We start from the raw sequence: 15,651 nt of genomic DNA, 5'->3' as shown, positions 1-15,651 counted from the left end.
TTTCCCTTTCTAAAAGCTTCCCCGGCTGCCGCTGTGCGAATGTCCTCCGCTCGTCGTTCCGCCGCCTGAGCTTTTATTATTGGACGGTTTTCTTTGTTTTGTGACGGTCGTTCTGATGTACTCGTCATTCTTTCTGATCACTCCGGAAGTATCACCGTTCATATACGTGTTTGCACTTACGGTCACTCTGCCGCCTGAATTGTATTTCATAATGGCGACGGCAATTCCCGCGATGACTGCTGACACAAGCAATTGAAACCATGTCTTAAAAAAGATGCTGTCCGCCCATGGTTTCTTCTCCATATCATCATACGCCGCCTTCATAAACATTTCGAATGCGGTCTCATAATGATTGTCAGATATATCCGGCGTGATTTTTTCTCTAATTTTGTCCAGTCTGGCGTCATTCAAATATTCTTCAGCCTTTTTAAAGCCGGCAAGATAGACTTCTCTATGCTCCATATCAACCGTTAACACGGCTGCATTTCCATGCTTTTTCTGATAGCCGGGCGCTTTTTCGTCATAGAAGTCCTGAGTAAATTTCTTCACATCGCGGCTATTCGTATCATGGGTCGTCACAATGATAAAGTCGGTTTCCCGTTCGGCGCCTAATTTAGCTGCCAGCGTCTCCAGCTTCTCGATTTCCTGTTTGGTCAGAAGCCCGGCTTCATCATAAACATACCGCTTCTGTTCAGAGGCTGCCGCACCGGAGGCTATAGGGATGAAGACAAGGAAAATCATACATAGGATCATTGCGCTTCTCAATAAATTTCTCATCATGCCCCGCCTCCCATCACAGCAGCGATGATTTTCCAGACCGCAAATATGGAGACAGCTAGTCCGCTAAACCACATCTTTTCTTTAAATGAGCTGATCGGCGGCTTGCCGACGACTTTTCCCGTTTGTCCGTTCATCGCAAAAATGTAATCCTTTTGTTTGTAGTTGTAATTGACCATCCAGACGGGCAAAAGCACATAAAAGCTTTTCATTTTTTGCGTATCGACGTGTTTCGTTTTCACATCGACGGAGCTGTATCCGGATAAGGTGGAATCGATATATGACTCGATGTAGCCGCTGATTTTGCTTTTCGCCCGCGGAAAAAGCTCTTCATCATCGTAATTATATTTTTCAGCGATGTAGCCTGCCAAATAGGCCGTTTTAAAATCTTTCAGCTGATCATACGGATAAGGCTCCAATTTGTCCATCAATTCATCGTTCATCTTTTCTGATGCATCCACCGGGACTTTGATGTAGTCGAGATTGATATCGCGAAACGCATCATAATGTTCGGTCTTCGTATAGATGTAGTCGCCCTGTGTATACCTATGTACCTTTGTGCAGCGGGCGCTGACCTGCACTTTGCTGTTTAAATCGTACATCCAGAAAGGAACGTACATGCCTGTGATGCTTTTAATCCGGTCCGCCGACATAAAGCCCTTTGGTGTTAACAGCCCTTTTCTGCACCACTTGCGAAACGCGTCTGCCGCTTCCTCTTTGCTGATCGTAAAAGGAATGACCTTTGCCGGGGCAAGGTTTCCGGACAGGCGGTCGGGGATCACAGCCGCTCCCCCGCAAAAGCTGCAGGAGGTAGCCGTCGTTTCTTTTTCAGTGATCAAAATAGCGCCGCAGTTTTGGCAATGATATTCTGTTGCTTCGTCTTCAGTAAATCTCGCTGTTTTTAATTCTTCCGGAATGTTTTCAATCTTGTCCTGTCTCCCGCAGCTCCGGCAGGCCAGCGTGCCGGATTCAGCGTCAAAGGCCATGTCATCCCCGCAGCCCGGACATTTATAAGAAATCACCATGTCTCTTAACCTCTCACTTTATTCATTTCAAATTGTTATGACTTTTGACCCGCCATTTTTGCTTTCAGTGCGGCAAGCGCATCATCCACACCAGAGGGGCTGTCATATTTAGCTTTCAGGTCTTCTACGTCATCTTGAGGAGCGGCGTTCAGTTCAGCCATCGCATTCGCTTCATCAAGCGCCCGGTTGGCCTTTTCTTCCATTCTGCCGAAAGCGGACATTGAATGGTTGGCATTCGCTGCAGATGCACCGAGTTTATTCATTCTTTCCTGTGTTTTCGCCGCTGTCCATTTCGCTTTGATCGCGGCCCGGCGCGCTTCAAGCTCTCCGATATCGGAAACAAGCTTATCGTGCATTTTTTTCATTTGAAGCGCATTGGATGACGCCGTTTGTAATGCAGTTTCTAATTCGGACGCCTTCGTTTCCAGCACCGCTTTCTTTTCTAAAAATGTTCGGGCATCCGCCTCGCTACCGGCTTCCAAAGCCTTCATTGCATAGCGCTCAAGCTTGTCGATTTCCGCCCGGCAATCCGCCAGTTCTCTTTTTGCCCTTTGCTCGGCCGCCATGACAGACGCCGTTTCCGCCTTTACTTTGTTTAAGTCGCTGTTCAAGTTCCTGACGTACTGATCCACCATTTTTTCCGGGTCCTCCGCTTTATCAAGCAAAGCGTTAATATTGCTGGCCATAATGTCTTTGAACCTGCTTAATATACTCATCTAAAAACTCCTCCTCATAGTAAAATATACTTAGTTTAAATATACTATTTTTCCAGAGGAAAAGTTTCGGTTTTTTAATAAAAAATTGATATAATGGCAGTTTTTCGAGAAAAATTTTCAAACAAAAACAAAAATATTCAGACGGAATATTCTGATTTATATGTTGATTTATTTTTGATTTCGGAATAAAGTAATACTATATGAAAAACATTCGGAACAGCATGCAAGCTGGAACGGATGCAGGGTCGGTATCACCAGAAAATGACAGCGCTTACATATCCGCATGCCTCACGAAAGAAAAATCCAGCATTCAACGCATCAATCCGGCTTCTGTCAGAAAAGAATTCTGATTTGAAAGGGGAGCGAATCATGCCAGGGAGAAAAAAAGGCAGTTTGAAGTCGACGATCACGGTTGCCATGTCCAACTATTTGGAGGCGGGATCAATCGTCGCAGGGGCCGGCGGGCTTTCGTTATGGGTTGAATATTTAGGGTTGGACGACGCCCGGGTCGGGCTTCTCGGCGCCTTAAGCGCAAATGGTTTCGGCGCGGCGATCGGCGCTTTTCTCGGCGGTTTTTTAGTCGACCGTTACGGGAGAAAATTCATATACAAGTACGATCTATTAGTCTATATGCTTGGCGTTTTGCTGATTGCCGTGTCGTTTAATTTTCCGATGCTTTTAACCGGTTACATCGTGACGGGAATTGCGGTGGGCGCAGCGATTCCGGCTGCTTGGACTTATATTGCCGAGGAGGCGCCTGATCACGAACGCGCCGGACGCGTCGGCTGGGGGCAGCTGGCATGGTCGGTCGGACCGGCGCTTACGCTGCTGCTATCGGTTGCCTTGGCACCGCTCGGTTTGCTGGGAAGCCGGTTGATTTTTGCGCAATTATTCGTTGTCGCGGTCATCACGTGGATTTTGCAGCAGCAGATTCACGAATCGTCCATCTGGGAGGAGCAAAAGCGAAAAGAAGCTGAAGACAAAGCAAAAGGAGTTGCAGAAAAGGCATCGATCAAAGAGCTGTTGACCAACAAAGCGAACCTCCACGCCATGATTCTCCTTATCGGAATTTACGCGTTTTGGAACCTTGTTGCCGGAACAATGGGATATTTCATGCCGTATATTTATGAGACGGTCGGCGGTTTAACAGCGGCGCAAGCCAACCTGCTGCAGGCATTTTTATGGATTTTGACAGTGGCGTCCACATACTTCGTCTTTATCCGTCTCGGCGATAAAGTCAATCGGAAAACGCTTTTTGGCATAGGAGCAGCCATGGCAACCGCCGCATGGGTCATCCTCACCTTCGGTACGATGAACATCACTGAGCTTTTATTATTCGTATGCCTGTGGGGCATTTCTGCGGGATTTGGAGCGCAGGCGTTTTACGGGCTGTGGGCGGCAGAACTTTTTCATACGAAATACAGGGCGCTCGCCCAAGGCTTTATGTTCTTCATCGTCCGCATCGGCGTCGGGCTCATCTCATTGATCGTTCCTGCGATGATTACGGGATTGGGCTTTAAAACAGCCGGCGCCGTCATGATTGCATTTCTCGTCATTCATATGATCATCGGGCTCCGTATGGCGCCGGAAACGCGCGGCAAATCGCTTGAAGCCATTCAAAGCGAACGCTACCACCAAAGCGGCTGACCTGTGGTCAGCCGCTTGTTCTAAACCTGCAGGTTTGAGGCTGTCAACAGCTTCCTCTTCTCTGAATACGGGTCGTTTTCAATCGCGATCTCTTGATCAAAAATCAGCGTTTTCCGTGAATCTTCATCATAATCAGGCCAGCTGACATCATCGGTGCTCGGATTTCCGGAGCGGGCAAAAGACACCCAGGCAGCCTGGATCTGTTTAGCAAGCAGATGCGCTTCCTCCCCAGCCTTCGTACCTGTCAGCTGTTCCAAACTGTCCATATTGCCAAATACAAACGGAATCTCTAAGCCGTGCACCGCTTTGTTGAACGGCGGATGCTCCGAATCGGCATGCCAGTCAAACCGGTACATAAAGACAGATGCATGTTGTGATTGAGCCGAAGCGAACACAACGGACGGATGCCAAAAGACTAGATCTGTCATCATATCAACATGGCCTTTCAATGATCTCGGATACAGAGGCGCGGCGGCTTCAGCGGCCTCTTTTCCCATGTATTCTTCTAAAATCTCATTAATCTTCCTCTCAGGCAAAAGTTCCGAATCAGAGGCAAAAAACAAAGCGCCTTCATCGCGGTTTGTTCCGATTAATAGACCGATTCCTTTTGCCGCACCCTTCGCGACGGCGGCCTCCGGCTTCAGCGGGAGGGTTTTTTCGTCAAGTGCAGGCTGAAAGATCAATTCAAAAATATTTTCTCCCATTAAAGTACGCAGCTGATCGGCGGCTTGAAGAAGTTCTTGATCAGATACATCGCAAAGGCGCTCCAGATGATGTTGATCAATATCGAGAATCGTTAAGAATCTTTCTGTTGCGGCTTTCGCAAGCTTTTCAGACATTGTTGCGGACGCCCCGCTTTCCATAATGGCCTGTTGAAAAAGCCCCTTTGCTTTCGGCATCGCCAAGAGCGAAGCGATGCTCATCGATCCCGCCGATTCTCCAAATACCGTAATATGATGACGGTCTCCGCCAAAGAAAGCGATATTTTCTTTCACCCACTCAAGGGCCGCGATTTGATCCAAGAGGCCAAGGTTGCTTGTGTAGGAATCTTCAATTGCAGAAAGATGCAAAAAACCGAACGGACCGAGGCGATAATTGATGGTGACCACGATCACCTTTCCCTGCTTTGCGAGCTGAGTCCCGTCATAGAACGGTTCACTGCCAGCTCCGAGATAAAAAGCGCCCCCATGAATCCACACCATAACAGGCAGATCCCCATCCGCCTCTTCAGGTGCGTACACATTTAAATAAAGGCAATCCTCAGACTTTTCAACCCCCGTTGACTCACCAGGCAACCCCCTGTCAGGCTGCGGACAAACCGGACCAAATTGAAAAGCCTCCCGCTCACCTTCCCAGGCTTCCATTCGCTGCGGTTCCCGAAACCTTAACTTGCCGACGGGAGGTTTTGCGAAAGGTACGCCTTTAAAGATACGGACACCGTTTTCCGTTCTGCCTTTCAGCTTTCCAAAGCACGTTTCGACAGTCGTTTCATACATTTTATTCCACCCCTTTCAGTTTTCAATGATAATGGAATCGGACGATACCGTCTAATCGGAATACTTGCATTTTGGAAAATGAAGGGTCTAGTATAGGATCAGAAGAGATGTTCAACTTATTGTTTGAAAATTTGACGGAAAAGAGGGATTTCAATGAAACTGTCGGGACACACAGTACTGATCACAGGCGGCGCATCAGGAATCGGCTTTGCTTTTGCCGAACGATTTATGAAATCGGGAAATACGGTCATCGTCTGCGGGAGAAGGGAAAGCAAGTTGAAAGAAGCAAAGGAAAAATATCCGGAGCTGATCACGCGTATATGCGATGTAACCGATGAAACGGAACGACTGGCATTATTTGAATGGGTCAAAGAACGTCACCCTGGCGTAAACGTACTTGTGAATAATGCGGGTATACAGCAGCGCTACCACATTTTAAAAGCAGATGTCATAGACAATTGGGCTGACTACAAAAAAGAAATCACCGTCAACATGGAGGCACCGATCCACCTGGCCATGCTCTTTAGCCAATACTTTGCCAAAAAACCGGGGAAAACAGCGATCATCAATGTGACATCAGGCCTGGCGTTTACACCGATGGCGATCGCACCGATCTACTCATCGACAAAAGCCGCTCTCCATTCTTTTACGATGAGTTTAAGACATCAGCTTTCCGAGGCCGGCGTTGAGGTCATAGAGGTCGCTCCTCCCGCGGTCAATACAGATCTGGGCGGTGTCGGACTGCATGATTCCGGAGCTCCTTTGGATGAATTTGCCGATGAGATTTTTAAAGGGCTGGAAGAAGGCCGATTAGAAATCGGCTATGCCAGATCGGAAAAAGCCTTGCGGATGTCAAGAGATGAAATCGATGAAAGCGTCAGCCAAATGTACAGTTCTTTAAAACATTCCATCGAATAAAAGGAATGTTGGCATTGTCATTTCAATAGAGGTTGTTCCTTCCAGACGGCCGTTTTATCATAAAATGAGAAGGAGTGATCCAAATGCCGTTTATTCTCCAGCGCATTTATCAAGAAAACCAGCATGCAGAAGGACGCCGCATTTTAATCGACCTTGTGTGGCCGCGCGGCATTTCAAAAGAAAAAGCGAACCTTGACTGCTGGATGAAAGAAATCGCTCCAAGTCCTGATTTAAGAAAATGGTTCGGTCATGACCCGAAAAAATTCGAATCGTTTAAAGAAGCCTATCAAAATGAAATCAAACAACACCCTGAAAAACAGAGAAGCTTCAAGGAATTAAAAGAAATGGCTGCGGACGAAACCGTTATTCTGCTTTACGGTGCAAAGGATGAGCGCCATAACCATGCCGTCGTTCTTTATGAGATGCTGAACCGGCAAAGCCTTTGACCTTGAAACTTTTTTCAACGCTTTTCGTATGACAGATAAAGCAATATGCGAAAAGGATGGTAAACATGGAAATGAACCTGTTTTGGATCGGGCTTGGTTTAGCGGCTTTAGGCTATTTTATCGGTGACGGCTTGAAAAACTTTAAAAACCCAAAAGGGAGTTATTCAGGCTATCCCTATTTAGTCAAAGAAGGCGATTTACATTATTATTTAGGTTTAAGTAAAGTAGAAACGAAAGAAATGCTGAGTAAATATCCTGACATACCTAAAATTGAATTAAATGGCACAACCTATTATCCGTATCAGCATTTGATGGATTGGATGTTGTCCGCCGACCTTTATAAACAGTAAAGCGCAGCTTGAAGCTGCGCTCACTTTTATGATTCGAGTATTTCAACATAGCCTTCCGATCCGTTAATCCTGATCTTCTGTCCGTCTTTAATTTCTTTCGTCGCATGCTCAACCCCCACCACCGCCGGAAGCCCGTATTCCCGCGCAATGACGGCGCCATGTGTCATGAGGCCGCCCACTTCCGTCACCAAACCTTTGATTGAGACAAACAGCGGTGTCCAGCTCGGATCTGTAAAAGGCGTAACAAGGATATCCCCCTCTTCGATATCGGCTTCTTCCAATTTCAGAATCACTCTTGCCCTACCTTCGATGACTCCCGATGAAACAGGAACGCCCGCCAATGCTCCCGCCGGAATGTGGTCTCCCAGAACTTCTCCCGTGATGACCTCGCCTTCTGAAGTCATCATTCGCGGAGGCGTTAATTTTTCATAATGCTGATATTCTGCTTTTCTTTCCTCGATCTTCTTCACATCGAGACGATTAGCGCAAACGGCCTCTCTCAATTCATCAAAAGACAGATAATAAATATCCTCCTTCGCTTGAATCAGCTTCTTTCGCTGCAAAACGGCGGCTTCTTTCATCAACGCTTCCTTATATATAAAATAGCGTTTGATCAGAGCATATTTGGGATATTCCCGATAACCGATAAAATTCCGCAAAACGCTGATCATCTTCTTTGTCTTTTTTGCCTTTTGTCTGCCTCCCTTTAGTTGTTGCAGACGGCTTAACAGATCCCTCTCCTTTTGCTCCGCTTCCAATCGCCCCTGTTCAAACTTGACCGTTCGCGCACCAGGTTCAAAGTTTTTGATGTTGCTCAAAATCACTGGAGCAAGAATGGAAGGGCGTTCGCTCCAGCGCGTCTTGGTCATATCGATCTCACCGGTGCAGCGCATGCCGTATTTCTCAAGGAATGCCCGCAATGCGCTGATAAAAGCGGGACCGCCGTCAAGCTGTTTGAGATCTTCGAAAAAGGTTTCATCATTGGCATGCGCTAAATATTTCTGAACCTCGGGGTATCCTCTGGCAGCATCGGAAACATCCAAAAGCGCCAATCCCATTTCAGATGTGACATTGTGCAATACCGATTGAGAAAGGGTATCGGCGACATTTCTTTCGCCAAGCCATTTCTCCATTTTTCGATTGAGCCAGTATACCGCATATAAACCAACCATAATCACAGCCATGCTCTCTGAATCATAGAGAACTTTTTTCAAGTTTTTTTGATCCTCTTCTATCTGTGCAAATAACGTTTCACCCGATGCATTTTTCAATCGCTGTTCAGCCTCATGAATGGATGCTTCCGCTTTGGACATGAGCCGGTTGACTACACCTGTGTCGTTTTTCCGGTAAATCTTCAGCGCATGACCAGGCAGCGACCATGACAGCCCCTCAGCCCCTAATCTAAACATCCGCTTCCCTTTAGGCAGGGTTTTGACAAGCTCCTTTCTTTTCAAAAAATTCACAAGAGCGCTATGCATGAAAGGATCATTTTTCCCCGCCGTGCTGAGGACGACTTTCCGACCAGCAAAAGATGCCAAATCGTGTGATAAATCAATAAAAAGCCTTCCGCCGGCACAAGTCAGCTCATAATCCGAGATCAACCCGAAAAACGATATCCCAAGCGGATTGATCGGCTCTGTCATCATTTGCTGATGCCCGACAGACATATAGACGCGCAGCTTGTCATCTCTCTGTTTCGGAAGAGGAAACAATGTCGTTACAGGCCTGCTCTGGACAAAGAAAAATTCGCCATCAGCCAGACACCATTCAATATCCTGCGGAAAACCGAAATGAGCTTCGATTCTCCTTCCCAGTGCTTCAAGCTGTATGATCTGTTCATCTGTTAATGTTTGCTTTTTCCGGCGTCCCGCTTCGACTTCACGCGCCTCAGTGCCGCCGCTTTCCAAAGAATAGACTGCCGTCTTTTTCTCGGAAATCGTTTTTTGAACGATCTCTCCTTCGCGAACCTTGTAGTTGTCTGCCGAAACCGTACCAGATACAAGCGCCTCCCCCAAAGCAAAGCTCGCATCAATCGAGGTGACCTTCCGGTTGGATGTAACGGGATCTGCCGTAAACATAATGCCGGACGCATCCGAAAACACCATCTGCTGGATGACGACCGATAATTGAACTTTACGGTGGTCAAAACCGTTTTGAATCCGGTAGATCACGGCCCGCTCTGTAAACAATGAAGCCCAGCATTTGCTGATATGCTTCAAGATCGCCTCTATTCCTTTTATATTTAAATACGTATCTTGCTGCCCGGCGAAAGAGGCATGAGGCAAATCTTCCGCCGTAGCGCTTGATCGGACGGCATATGCACCGCCGCCAGCATTTGAGTGAGCGCTTTTAACCGCTTCTTTGATCTCTTCGGCGATTTCGGCCCTTTCAATACCATTGCGGATCTGGAGGGCGAGTTCGTTAATCTGCTCTCTATCCTTCACTTTTAAAAGTGACAGCTGATCAATCAGTTCACTGACTCTGCCGTTTTCGCCAATCATCCTTTCATATGCCTTTGTGGTTACACAAAAGCCGTGAGGCACTTGAATGCCGCCCATTTTGGACAATTCGCCCAAGTTCATCCCTTTCCCCCCGACAAGCGGCAAATCGGCTCGATCGACCTCATGAAAGCCCAATACATAGCGTCCCATCAGAAATCCCCCTTTTTATTCGCCTTCAATACCGAAACGAATCATATCCAAAAACCGTTTTCGTTCTTCAAGAAGACGTCTGCTCCAGGCTGGATCATAATCGTTCTCAGCCGTTACTTTCGCTAGAAACTTTTGTTCAAAATGCCCCATCATGACCATTATGAGTTCGAACGCCTCTTCACGATCGACTCCTTTCCTCAACGAAACTTTTGCGAAAAGCTGTTTTAGAATACGATTTCTAACGGCAAATTGCTCCCCATACTTTGCGGCGATTTCTTCTTTTAATTCGGAAGGCGGCGAAAAAAAGGCTTCTTTCGTGAGCTTATATACATTTGGATAATCCGCGAAAAACTCAAGCTTAGCCAAACTTATTTTTTCTTTCGCTTCAAAAAAATCATGATAAGACGACAGGTCATCAAGGGAAAGGCGCGACTTTACCTTTTCAATACAATAATCGAGCACAGTTAAGTACAGAATTTTTTTGCTTTTAAAGTGATGAAAAATCAGCGCCTTTGAAATACCGGCCGCTTCCGCCAGCATTCCGGTCGAAGTCTTTGCATAGCCGTGCCGGGCAAAAACCTCCAAACAGGCATCGAGTATTTGTTCTTTTTCATAAAGCTGTAAAGGCATTGATCATCATTCCTTTTCGTTATTGACCAATCGGTTAGTATAAATTGTAGCGCTTGCTGACCAGTCGGTCAATAAAATAAAACAAGAATAGGGTTTTAACATATGAATTTATTGGTAAAATGAAGGTGGAGCTTACAAAATATGCCGGGGTGAAAAGGCAATGCTGGTGTTGATGGTAAAGTTTATTTTGCTCTTTATTTTATGTTCCATTTCGTTTTCTTTATTTAAAGCATGTGTTTACACAGCGGGTAAAAAGCTGATTGACCGGACCGCAGAAGGATCGGCGCTCAACTGGACCTGCAGCGTATTCATCAAAAACGGCGTGGCCATGACGGGCGATGACTGCTTTGTCATGGCTGTTTCAGCGGCCTTGTTGGCCATTTATATATAAAAGCCTCAAACTTTCAATAAACAAACAAGGGTGACTAAGATGTGCGGCAGGTTTACGCTCTTTTCTGAATTTGATGAGATTATTGACCGTTTCGAGATTGATCAAATGACGATTGAAGATTACAGCCCCAGTTATAACATCGCGCCTTCCCAGCGCATTCTCGCCGTCATCAGCGACGGTTCCCATAACCGGTTAGGGCGGCTGCGGTGGGGATTGATTCCGCCGTGGTCAAAGGATGAGAAAATCGGTTATAAAATGATCAATGCGCGCGCTGAGACTTTGGCTGAGAAGCCGAGCTTTCGAAAGCCGCTGATCAGACAAAGGTGTCTCATTCCGGCAGACAGTTTTTATGAGTGGAAGCGGACCGATGCAAAGACAAAGCGGCCGATGAGGATCAAGCTCAAAAAAAATGGACTGTTTTCGTTTGCGGGGCTTTGGGAGAAGTGGCAGCCTGCCGGCGGCAAGCCCGTCTATACATGCACAATCATTACGACAATGCCCAACGATTTAATGAAAGATATTCATGATCGCATGCCCGTCATTCTTGATCGTCAAGCTGAAAAAGAATGGCTGAATCCGAAAAATCAAGACCTTGCATACTTAGAAAGCCTTTTAAAACCATATGCGTCAAAAGAGATGGAAGCGTATGAAGTCGCGCCTCTCGTCAATTCACCGCATCATAATTCTCCTGAGCTCATCAAAAAAGCCCCTTTGCAATAAAAAGGGGCTTTTGGGCGAGGCGGCCGGTCATGACGAGAGGAGCCGCGCCCACTTGATTCAAAAAACTAATGTTTCAGAAGATAAAATTCACTGCTGAAGCCGATGCCTTCCCAAAAACGCAGCGCCGATTGATTATCGATATCAACCGATACTTGAACGTGAGACACTTGATGCCTTTCAAACCAATCCATCATACGATCTGCAACAAGCTTTCCCAGCTTGTTTCTTCGATAGACCGGGGCTATGTACACTTCATCGATGTGCCCGCTCAGACAATCGCTGACCAAATCTTTCTTAATAGAGGCCAGCCCGTATCCGACCGCTTCTTGCCTCTCATTCACGACGGCAAAAACCGCTCCGTATGCAGATTGAACATATTGTTTCAGCTGCTGCTGTATCATTTGTCTATCTTGATCATCCAATGTGCAATCAGCCGTTTCCAATGCATTATCATTCCACAAATTAATCAGTTCATCAACAAACTCAGGCTTCAGAGGGGCATCAAGCTGTTGAATATGTATGGTCATGGCGTTTCTCCCTGTGCAAGACTTTTCATCAATCACATTTTAAATTAGAATAATATCAATACAAGGATTTTACTGCTAAAGAAAGGTGATGGTGAAATGGACAGCCGTACAGCGCGGGAAAAAGAACCGCCGCTTGGCAAAGCATTCCATTATATCACGCTTGCCGGGATATTTCTTCTCATCATTCCATCCGGGTTCAATCCCGTTTATTTGAATGTGGGATTCATCCTGTTTGGACTGAACATCGGTGTGCGTTCATTCGTTCTTTTGAAGAAGAATAAAAAAGGAGAATTTATCTTTACGATCGCTGCTTGTTTATTTTTGATCGGTTACAGCGCTGTCAGGCTTTATTTCATATCATAATAAAAAAGCAGGTTTTCCCTGCTTTTTAAACCAAATCCGCTGTTTTGAGCCCCCTGCATTTTTGCAGACCGTCAGAACGCAGACAATAAGCGGCCGTCTTTTTCTTATATTGTTTAACGACGTCTATATGATCATCGTATCTGTAAACCAACAGCTTCACAGCGTTTTTCCCTCTTTTTGTTTCGATAACAAACGGTGTCCCAGCGTTTTTCGGATTTACAAAAAGCGGCTCGTCTCCCGGGTAGATGTAATACCGCTCCATAAATACGGCCTCATTAAAGTTTTGAATAAATTGACTCTTGTCAGATCCCTCTAAACGCTCTCCTCCGAACGTCACTGTAACATTCGCTTCCTCAAGCTTAACATGAACTTGAAATTTGCCGGTCAGCCACTCTACGACACCGCTCGGAAGGCAAGTGACCAATATTTTAAAAAGACTGAAGATAACCAAAAAGGTTACAAAAAGCCATGTCACTCGATCATCTCCTCTTGTCTGAAATTTAAAGATGTCCTTGATTCATCCTATCATACAGACTAAAGGATTTTATTGTACATTGTGTGAACAAGTGCAGCCCAGATGAACATTCGCCTTCAGTGATCCCCGCCCTGATGCTCTTCTTTTGGGATTTCAGAAGGAGCCTTCGGAACTTTCCGCAGCTGATGATTGACCACATCAGAAGAATAAAGTGTAACAATCATCGTTCCTCCATGCCGTTTCGCCCTGATCAATACCGGCTGGTTATATTTATTTTGAAAGCGCAAATCAGGTCCGCCCCAGCTGACCGTCGCGTCGCGCCCCGGCGGAACATAAGGGACACGCCGGCTGTGGGAATAACGCTGGACGATTTCCAGTCCTGCCCGGTCAACCGCATTAAACAATGTTGACGAAACCTGGCAAATGCCTCCGCCAACCCCTTCAGACAATTCGCCTCTCACGATCACCGGAGCCTTCATATACCCCTTGTCCGGCGTCCTCATACCGACAACTTTGTTAAATGAAAACGTCTCATTAGGAAACACAACATGATTGTCGATCGCTTTTGCCGCGAGTGAAATGTTGTGCGTCCTGCTTTTATTCCCGGAATTAAAATACGTCACATACTGACCGATCCGCTGTGTCCGGATATGGGAAAGCAGTTCGCTGTCCACTTTCGGGTAAATGTTCAATTCAGGCACTTCTATCGTGGACGGACCATCCCCATAAAAATACGCATAAAACTGCTCTCTAACCCCCTTCCTGGAAAGGCTGTAGCCAACCTTGCCGGGAACGATCCTTCCCTGATCATTGATCACGGCGTTGACGGGATCCTTGTGTACTTTCCGCTCAAGCCTGTCAACGAACTCGGCGTATTTTTTATCATCAATCAACGGTGTCCCGGGAAGCGGCATTGTAAAATCTTCGCGGTTCACAACGGCCACTTTCTTCCCTTGCTGGGTGATCGTTAAGCTGTCAGAATGCCCCGCAGGCTGCGCTAATAATAAAAGTCCAGTCATCCAAATTTTCAGCATAAGTCGATGTACCTCCCGCTATTAGTATGAACAGGAGATGATATTTGATGTACTGGACGTGTGATGCTTTAATGATCATCTATATTATGGATGAGAAAGGTTACACTAATGGAGGGAAGTTAAAAATAGTATAAAGCATGCATTAAGCCTGTTTATTTTCATTGGTTCCTTTTCTTTTTAGCCTGAATAACATTATGGTGGTGGCTATCAGGATTATCAAAAAAGTGATGCCTGAGTACAGGAACCCAACTAGCTCTATGCCATTAAATTTGTACGTCAAATAACTGCCGATAAAAAAGATTGTCCCCAGCAGGGAAAATGAATTCAATCGATTTACAATTTTTTTGACCATTTTTTTAAAACCTCCCGAAAAGAACAATGACTTCTGAGGCACTGGCCGACTGCTCATTCTTTATAAAATATATGCCCTTCTCTTTGAGAAGAGCGTACCGTTACTTGTTCTGTTGATTTTCTTTCTTTTCTTTTAAAGTGAGATTTAAAAAGAGAAGGGCCAATAAAATGAAAGCAATGTTCACCAACCAGGACTTCCAGCTGGACGCAGGGTCAGAAATTGTACCGAGCAGATGTATAATAGATGAAAATGATAAAAGCAAAAACATTAGTTTGTTGTGCGACATCAATTGTTTAGCCTTTCTGTTAAAAATCCAGGTTCCAATTATACCACAATGGATTAAAGTAGTAATTATATGTCATCGCAAGTTAAAATAAAAAGAGGCTCTAAAAAGAGCCTCTCAGACCGTTGACAAAATAGGTCGGATTTTTATAATCCGACCTATTTTTGTCCAATTTATTCTGTTTTTTCGATGAGAATGCTGGCGAATTGGACTTTTCCAAGTCCAATTCGCCAGCTTTTTGAGATTCATGGCAGCGAAAACAAGCATCGCCTGCATGGACAATTTTTTCTTTCCCCGCAGGGTTGTCCAGCGCAGGCCATGCTTGTGTTTTAAATCCGCAAAAACTCGTTCGATCGTTTCTTTGCGTTTGGCGTAGATTCGCCTATTCTCATCCGTGTGGCGAAGATGGTCGGCTTCATCCAAATGATCCTGCCAGAGATGCCTGTGAATCATCTTTCGATGATTTCGACTTTCCGTACATTGCTTCAGAAAAGAACAGTGTTCACATCGGTTTGGATCTGATGCATAAATCCGATAGCCTTCACGGTTGGTTGTGCGATATGTCAGAACGTGATCGTCAGGGCAAATATAAGCATCGTAATATTCATCGTATACATATTCATGTTTTCTCATGAACCCTTTTTTAGTTTGTGGTCGAGTGTAAGGCATGACGGGACGGACATTTTGATCACTTAGAAACTTTGCGATAAACGGCGTTTTATATCCGGCATCAACTGCGACTGTATGAGGCTTAGCGACGTGCTCTTTCACCTGTTGAAACAGGGTCGTGAACACTTGGCTGTCATGAATATTGGCAGGCTCAACAACCGCCCCCAGCACAAATCCATTC

The 15,651-nt window shown here is 45.7% G+C and carries 17 protein-coding genes; 7 read left to right on the top strand and 10 right to left on the bottom strand.

Going from position 1 to position 15,651, the window contains the following annotated elements:
- Nucleotides 1-9: 9 nt before the first annotated feature.
- From ACH97_RS15360 to ACH97_RS15350, 3 genes are read right to left on the bottom strand one after another with little or no spacing between them, the layout of a single operon-like run.
- Nucleotides 10-777, bottom strand: a complete 768-nt coding sequence (locus tag ACH97_RS15360) for a TPM domain-containing protein (RefSeq protein WP_025811966.1) — start codon at nt 775-777, stop codon at nt 10-12.
- Nucleotides 777-1,802, bottom strand: coding sequence for a TFIIB-type zinc ribbon-containing protein (locus ACH97_RS15355; RefSeq protein WP_020450382.1), 1,026 nt, complete (start codon nt 1,800-1,802; stop codon nt 777-779). The genes ACH97_RS15360 and ACH97_RS15355 overlap by 1 nt, the downstream gene beginning before the upstream one ends.
- A gap of 35 nt (nt 1,803-1,837) precedes the next feature.
- Nucleotides 1,838-2,518 carry a PspA/IM30 family protein gene (locus tag ACH97_RS15350; protein WP_020450381.1) on the bottom strand — a complete coding sequence of 227 codons (681 nt, stop codon included), beginning with the start codon at nt 2,516-2,518 and terminating at the stop codon, nt 1,838-1,840.
- 369 nt (nt 2,519-2,887) lie between these two features.
- Between ACH97_RS15350 and ACH97_RS15345 the strand changes: the two genes are divergently transcribed.
- On the top strand, nt 2,888-4,165 hold the full coding sequence (locus ACH97_RS15345) for an MFS transporter (RefSeq protein ID WP_020450380.1): 1,278 nt from the start codon (nt 2,888-2,890) through the stop codon (nt 4,163-4,165).
- 20 nt (nt 4,166-4,185) lie between these two features.
- Here ACH97_RS15345 and ACH97_RS15340 read toward each other — a convergent pair whose 3' ends face one another.
- Nucleotides 4,186-5,661, bottom strand: a complete 1,476-nt coding sequence (locus ACH97_RS15340) for a carboxylesterase/lipase family protein (protein WP_035337094.1) — start codon at nt 5,659-5,661, stop codon at nt 4,186-4,188.
- 153 nt (nt 5,662-5,814) lie between these two features.
- Between ACH97_RS15340 and ACH97_RS15335 the strand changes: the two genes are divergently transcribed.
- From ACH97_RS15335 to ACH97_RS15325, 3 genes are all read left to right on the top strand, one after another.
- Nucleotides 5,815-6,579, top strand: a complete 765-nt coding sequence (locus tag ACH97_RS15335; RefSeq protein ID WP_035337097.1) for an SDR family oxidoreductase — start codon at nt 5,815-5,817, stop codon at nt 6,577-6,579.
- A gap of 83 nt (nt 6,580-6,662) precedes the next feature.
- The gene (locus tag ACH97_RS15330; protein WP_020450377.1) at nt 6,663-7,025 is read left to right on the top strand and encodes a DUF488 domain-containing protein; all 363 of its coding nucleotides are present in this window, start codon (nt 6,663-6,665) and stop codon (nt 7,023-7,025) included.
- A gap of 65 nt (nt 7,026-7,090) precedes the next feature.
- The gene (locus tag ACH97_RS15325; protein WP_020450376.1) at nt 7,091-7,375 is read left to right on the top strand and encodes a hypothetical protein; all 285 of its coding nucleotides are present in this window, start codon (nt 7,091-7,093) and stop codon (nt 7,373-7,375) included.
- 26 nt (nt 7,376-7,401) lie between these two features.
- Here the strand turns inward: ACH97_RS15325 and ppsA are convergent, their stop codons facing one another.
- Together ppsA and ACH97_RS15315 are read right to left on the bottom strand one after the other, a co-directional pair.
- Nucleotides 7,402-10,026: a phosphoenolpyruvate synthase gene (gene ppsA / locus ACH97_RS15320; protein ID WP_025811969.1), complete on the bottom strand. Its 2,625-nt coding sequence runs from the start codon at nt 10,024-10,026 to the stop codon at nt 7,402-7,404.
- 15 nt (nt 10,027-10,041) lie between these two features.
- Nucleotides 10,042-10,656, bottom strand: a complete 615-nt coding sequence (locus tag ACH97_RS15315; protein WP_025811972.1) for a TetR/AcrR family transcriptional regulator — start codon at nt 10,654-10,656, stop codon at nt 10,042-10,044.
- 160 nt (nt 10,657-10,816) lie between these two features.
- Here ACH97_RS15315 and ACH97_RS15310 point away from each other — a divergent pair, with 160 nt between their 5' ends.
- Complete coding sequence (locus tag ACH97_RS15310; protein ID WP_025811974.1) at nt 10,817-11,047, top strand: hypothetical protein; 231 nt, start codon at nt 10,817-10,819, stop codon at nt 11,045-11,047.
- A 39-nt stretch (nt 11,048-11,086) separates the two neighbouring features.
- Nucleotides 11,087-11,767 carry an SOS response-associated peptidase gene (locus tag ACH97_RS15305; protein ID WP_048349952.1) on the top strand — a complete coding sequence of 227 codons (681 nt, stop codon included), beginning with the start codon at nt 11,087-11,089 and terminating at the stop codon, nt 11,765-11,767.
- 65 nt (nt 11,768-11,832) lie between these two features.
- Here the strand turns inward: ACH97_RS15305 and ACH97_RS15300 are convergent, their stop codons facing one another.
- Entirely contained in the window at nt 11,833-12,294 is a 462-nt protein-coding gene (locus ACH97_RS15300) for a GNAT family N-acetyltransferase (protein ID WP_025811978.1), read from the bottom strand.
- A gap of 96 nt (nt 12,295-12,390) precedes the next feature.
- Here ACH97_RS15300 and ACH97_RS15295 point away from each other — a divergent pair, with 96 nt between their 5' ends.
- On the top strand, nt 12,391-12,657 hold the full coding sequence (locus ACH97_RS15295) for a hypothetical protein (protein WP_025811980.1): 267 nt from the start codon (nt 12,391-12,393) through the stop codon (nt 12,655-12,657).
- A gap of 25 nt (nt 12,658-12,682) precedes the next feature.
- On the opposite strand, the gene ACH97_RS15290 is transcribed toward ACH97_RS15295, so the two are convergent.
- From ACH97_RS15290 to ACH97_RS15270, 3 genes are all read right to left on the bottom strand, one after another.
- Nucleotides 12,683-13,132, bottom strand: coding sequence for a YfmQ family protein (locus ACH97_RS15290; RefSeq protein ID WP_020450370.1), 450 nt, complete (start codon nt 13,130-13,132; stop codon nt 12,683-12,685).
- A gap of 116 nt (nt 13,133-13,248) precedes the next feature.
- Nucleotides 13,249-14,166, bottom strand: a complete 918-nt coding sequence (locus tag ACH97_RS15285) for a VanW family protein (protein ID WP_020450369.1) — start codon at nt 14,164-14,166, stop codon at nt 13,249-13,251.
- Between the two features lie 752 nt (nt 14,167-14,918).
- On the bottom strand, nt 14,919-15,651 hold a 733-nt coding region (locus ACH97_RS15270), incomplete at its 5' end, for a transposase (protein WP_155519896.1).

This window comes from Bacillus paralicheniformis (genome assembly GCF_001042485.2).
Taxonomy (GTDB): Bacteria; Bacillota; Bacilli; order Bacillales; family Bacillaceae; genus Bacillus; species Bacillus paralicheniformis.
Note: the sequence above shows the minus strand (reverse complement) of the source record. Positions and strands in the feature narration are given on the sequence as shown.

What these genes read in the sequence shown, in the direction of transcription:
- ACH97_RS15295 (WP_025811980.1), top strand. Translation starts at nt 12,391, where the DNA reads ATGGACAGCCGTACAGCGCGGGAAAAAGAACCGCCGCTTGGCAAAGCA.
- ppsA (WP_025811969.1), bottom strand. Translation starts at nt 10,026, where the DNA reads ATGGGACGCTATGTATTGGGCTTTCATGAGGTCGATCGAGCCGATTTG.
- ACH97_RS15345 (WP_020450380.1), top strand. Translation starts at nt 2,888, where the DNA reads ATGCCAGGGAGAAAAAAAGGCAGTTTGAAGTCGACGATCACGGTTGCC.
- ACH97_RS15305 (WP_048349952.1), top strand. Translation starts at nt 11,087, where the DNA reads ATGTGCGGCAGGTTTACGCTCTTTTCTGAATTTGATGAGATTATTGAC.
- ACH97_RS15335 (WP_035337097.1), top strand. Translation starts at nt 5,815, where the DNA reads ATGAAACTGTCGGGACACACAGTACTGATCACAGGCGGCGCATCAGGA.
- ACH97_RS15355 (WP_020450382.1), bottom strand. Translation starts at nt 1,802, where the DNA reads ATGGTGATTTCTTATAAATGTCCGGGCTGCGGGGATGACATGGCCTTT.
- ACH97_RS15360 (WP_025811966.1), bottom strand. Translation starts at nt 777, where the DNA reads ATGAGAAATTTATTGAGAAGCGCAATGATCCTATGTATGATTTTCCTT.
- ACH97_RS15330 (WP_020450377.1), top strand. Translation starts at nt 6,663, where the DNA reads ATGCCGTTTATTCTCCAGCGCATTTATCAAGAAAACCAGCATGCAGAA.
- ACH97_RS15300 (WP_025811978.1), bottom strand. Translation starts at nt 12,294, where the DNA reads ATGACCATACATATTCAACAGCTTGATGCCCCTCTGAAGCCTGAGTTT.
- ACH97_RS15315 (WP_025811972.1), bottom strand. Translation starts at nt 10,656, where the DNA reads ATGCCTTTACAGCTTTATGAAAAAGAACAAATACTCGATGCCTGTTTG.
- ACH97_RS15325 (WP_020450376.1), top strand. Translation starts at nt 7,091, where the DNA reads ATGGAAATGAACCTGTTTTGGATCGGGCTTGGTTTAGCGGCTTTAGGC.
- ACH97_RS15285 (WP_020450369.1), bottom strand. Translation starts at nt 14,166, where the DNA reads ATGCTGAAAATTTGGATGACTGGACTTTTATTATTAGCGCAGCCTGCG.
- ACH97_RS15350 (WP_020450381.1), bottom strand. Translation starts at nt 2,518, where the DNA reads ATGAGTATATTAAGCAGGTTCAAAGACATTATGGCCAGCAATATTAAC.
- ACH97_RS15340 (WP_035337094.1), bottom strand. Translation starts at nt 5,661, where the DNA reads ATGTATGAAACGACTGTCGAAACGTGCTTTGGAAAGCTGAAAGGCAGA.
- ACH97_RS15310 (WP_025811974.1), top strand. Translation starts at nt 10,817, where the DNA reads ATGCTGGTGTTGATGGTAAAGTTTATTTTGCTCTTTATTTTATGTTCC.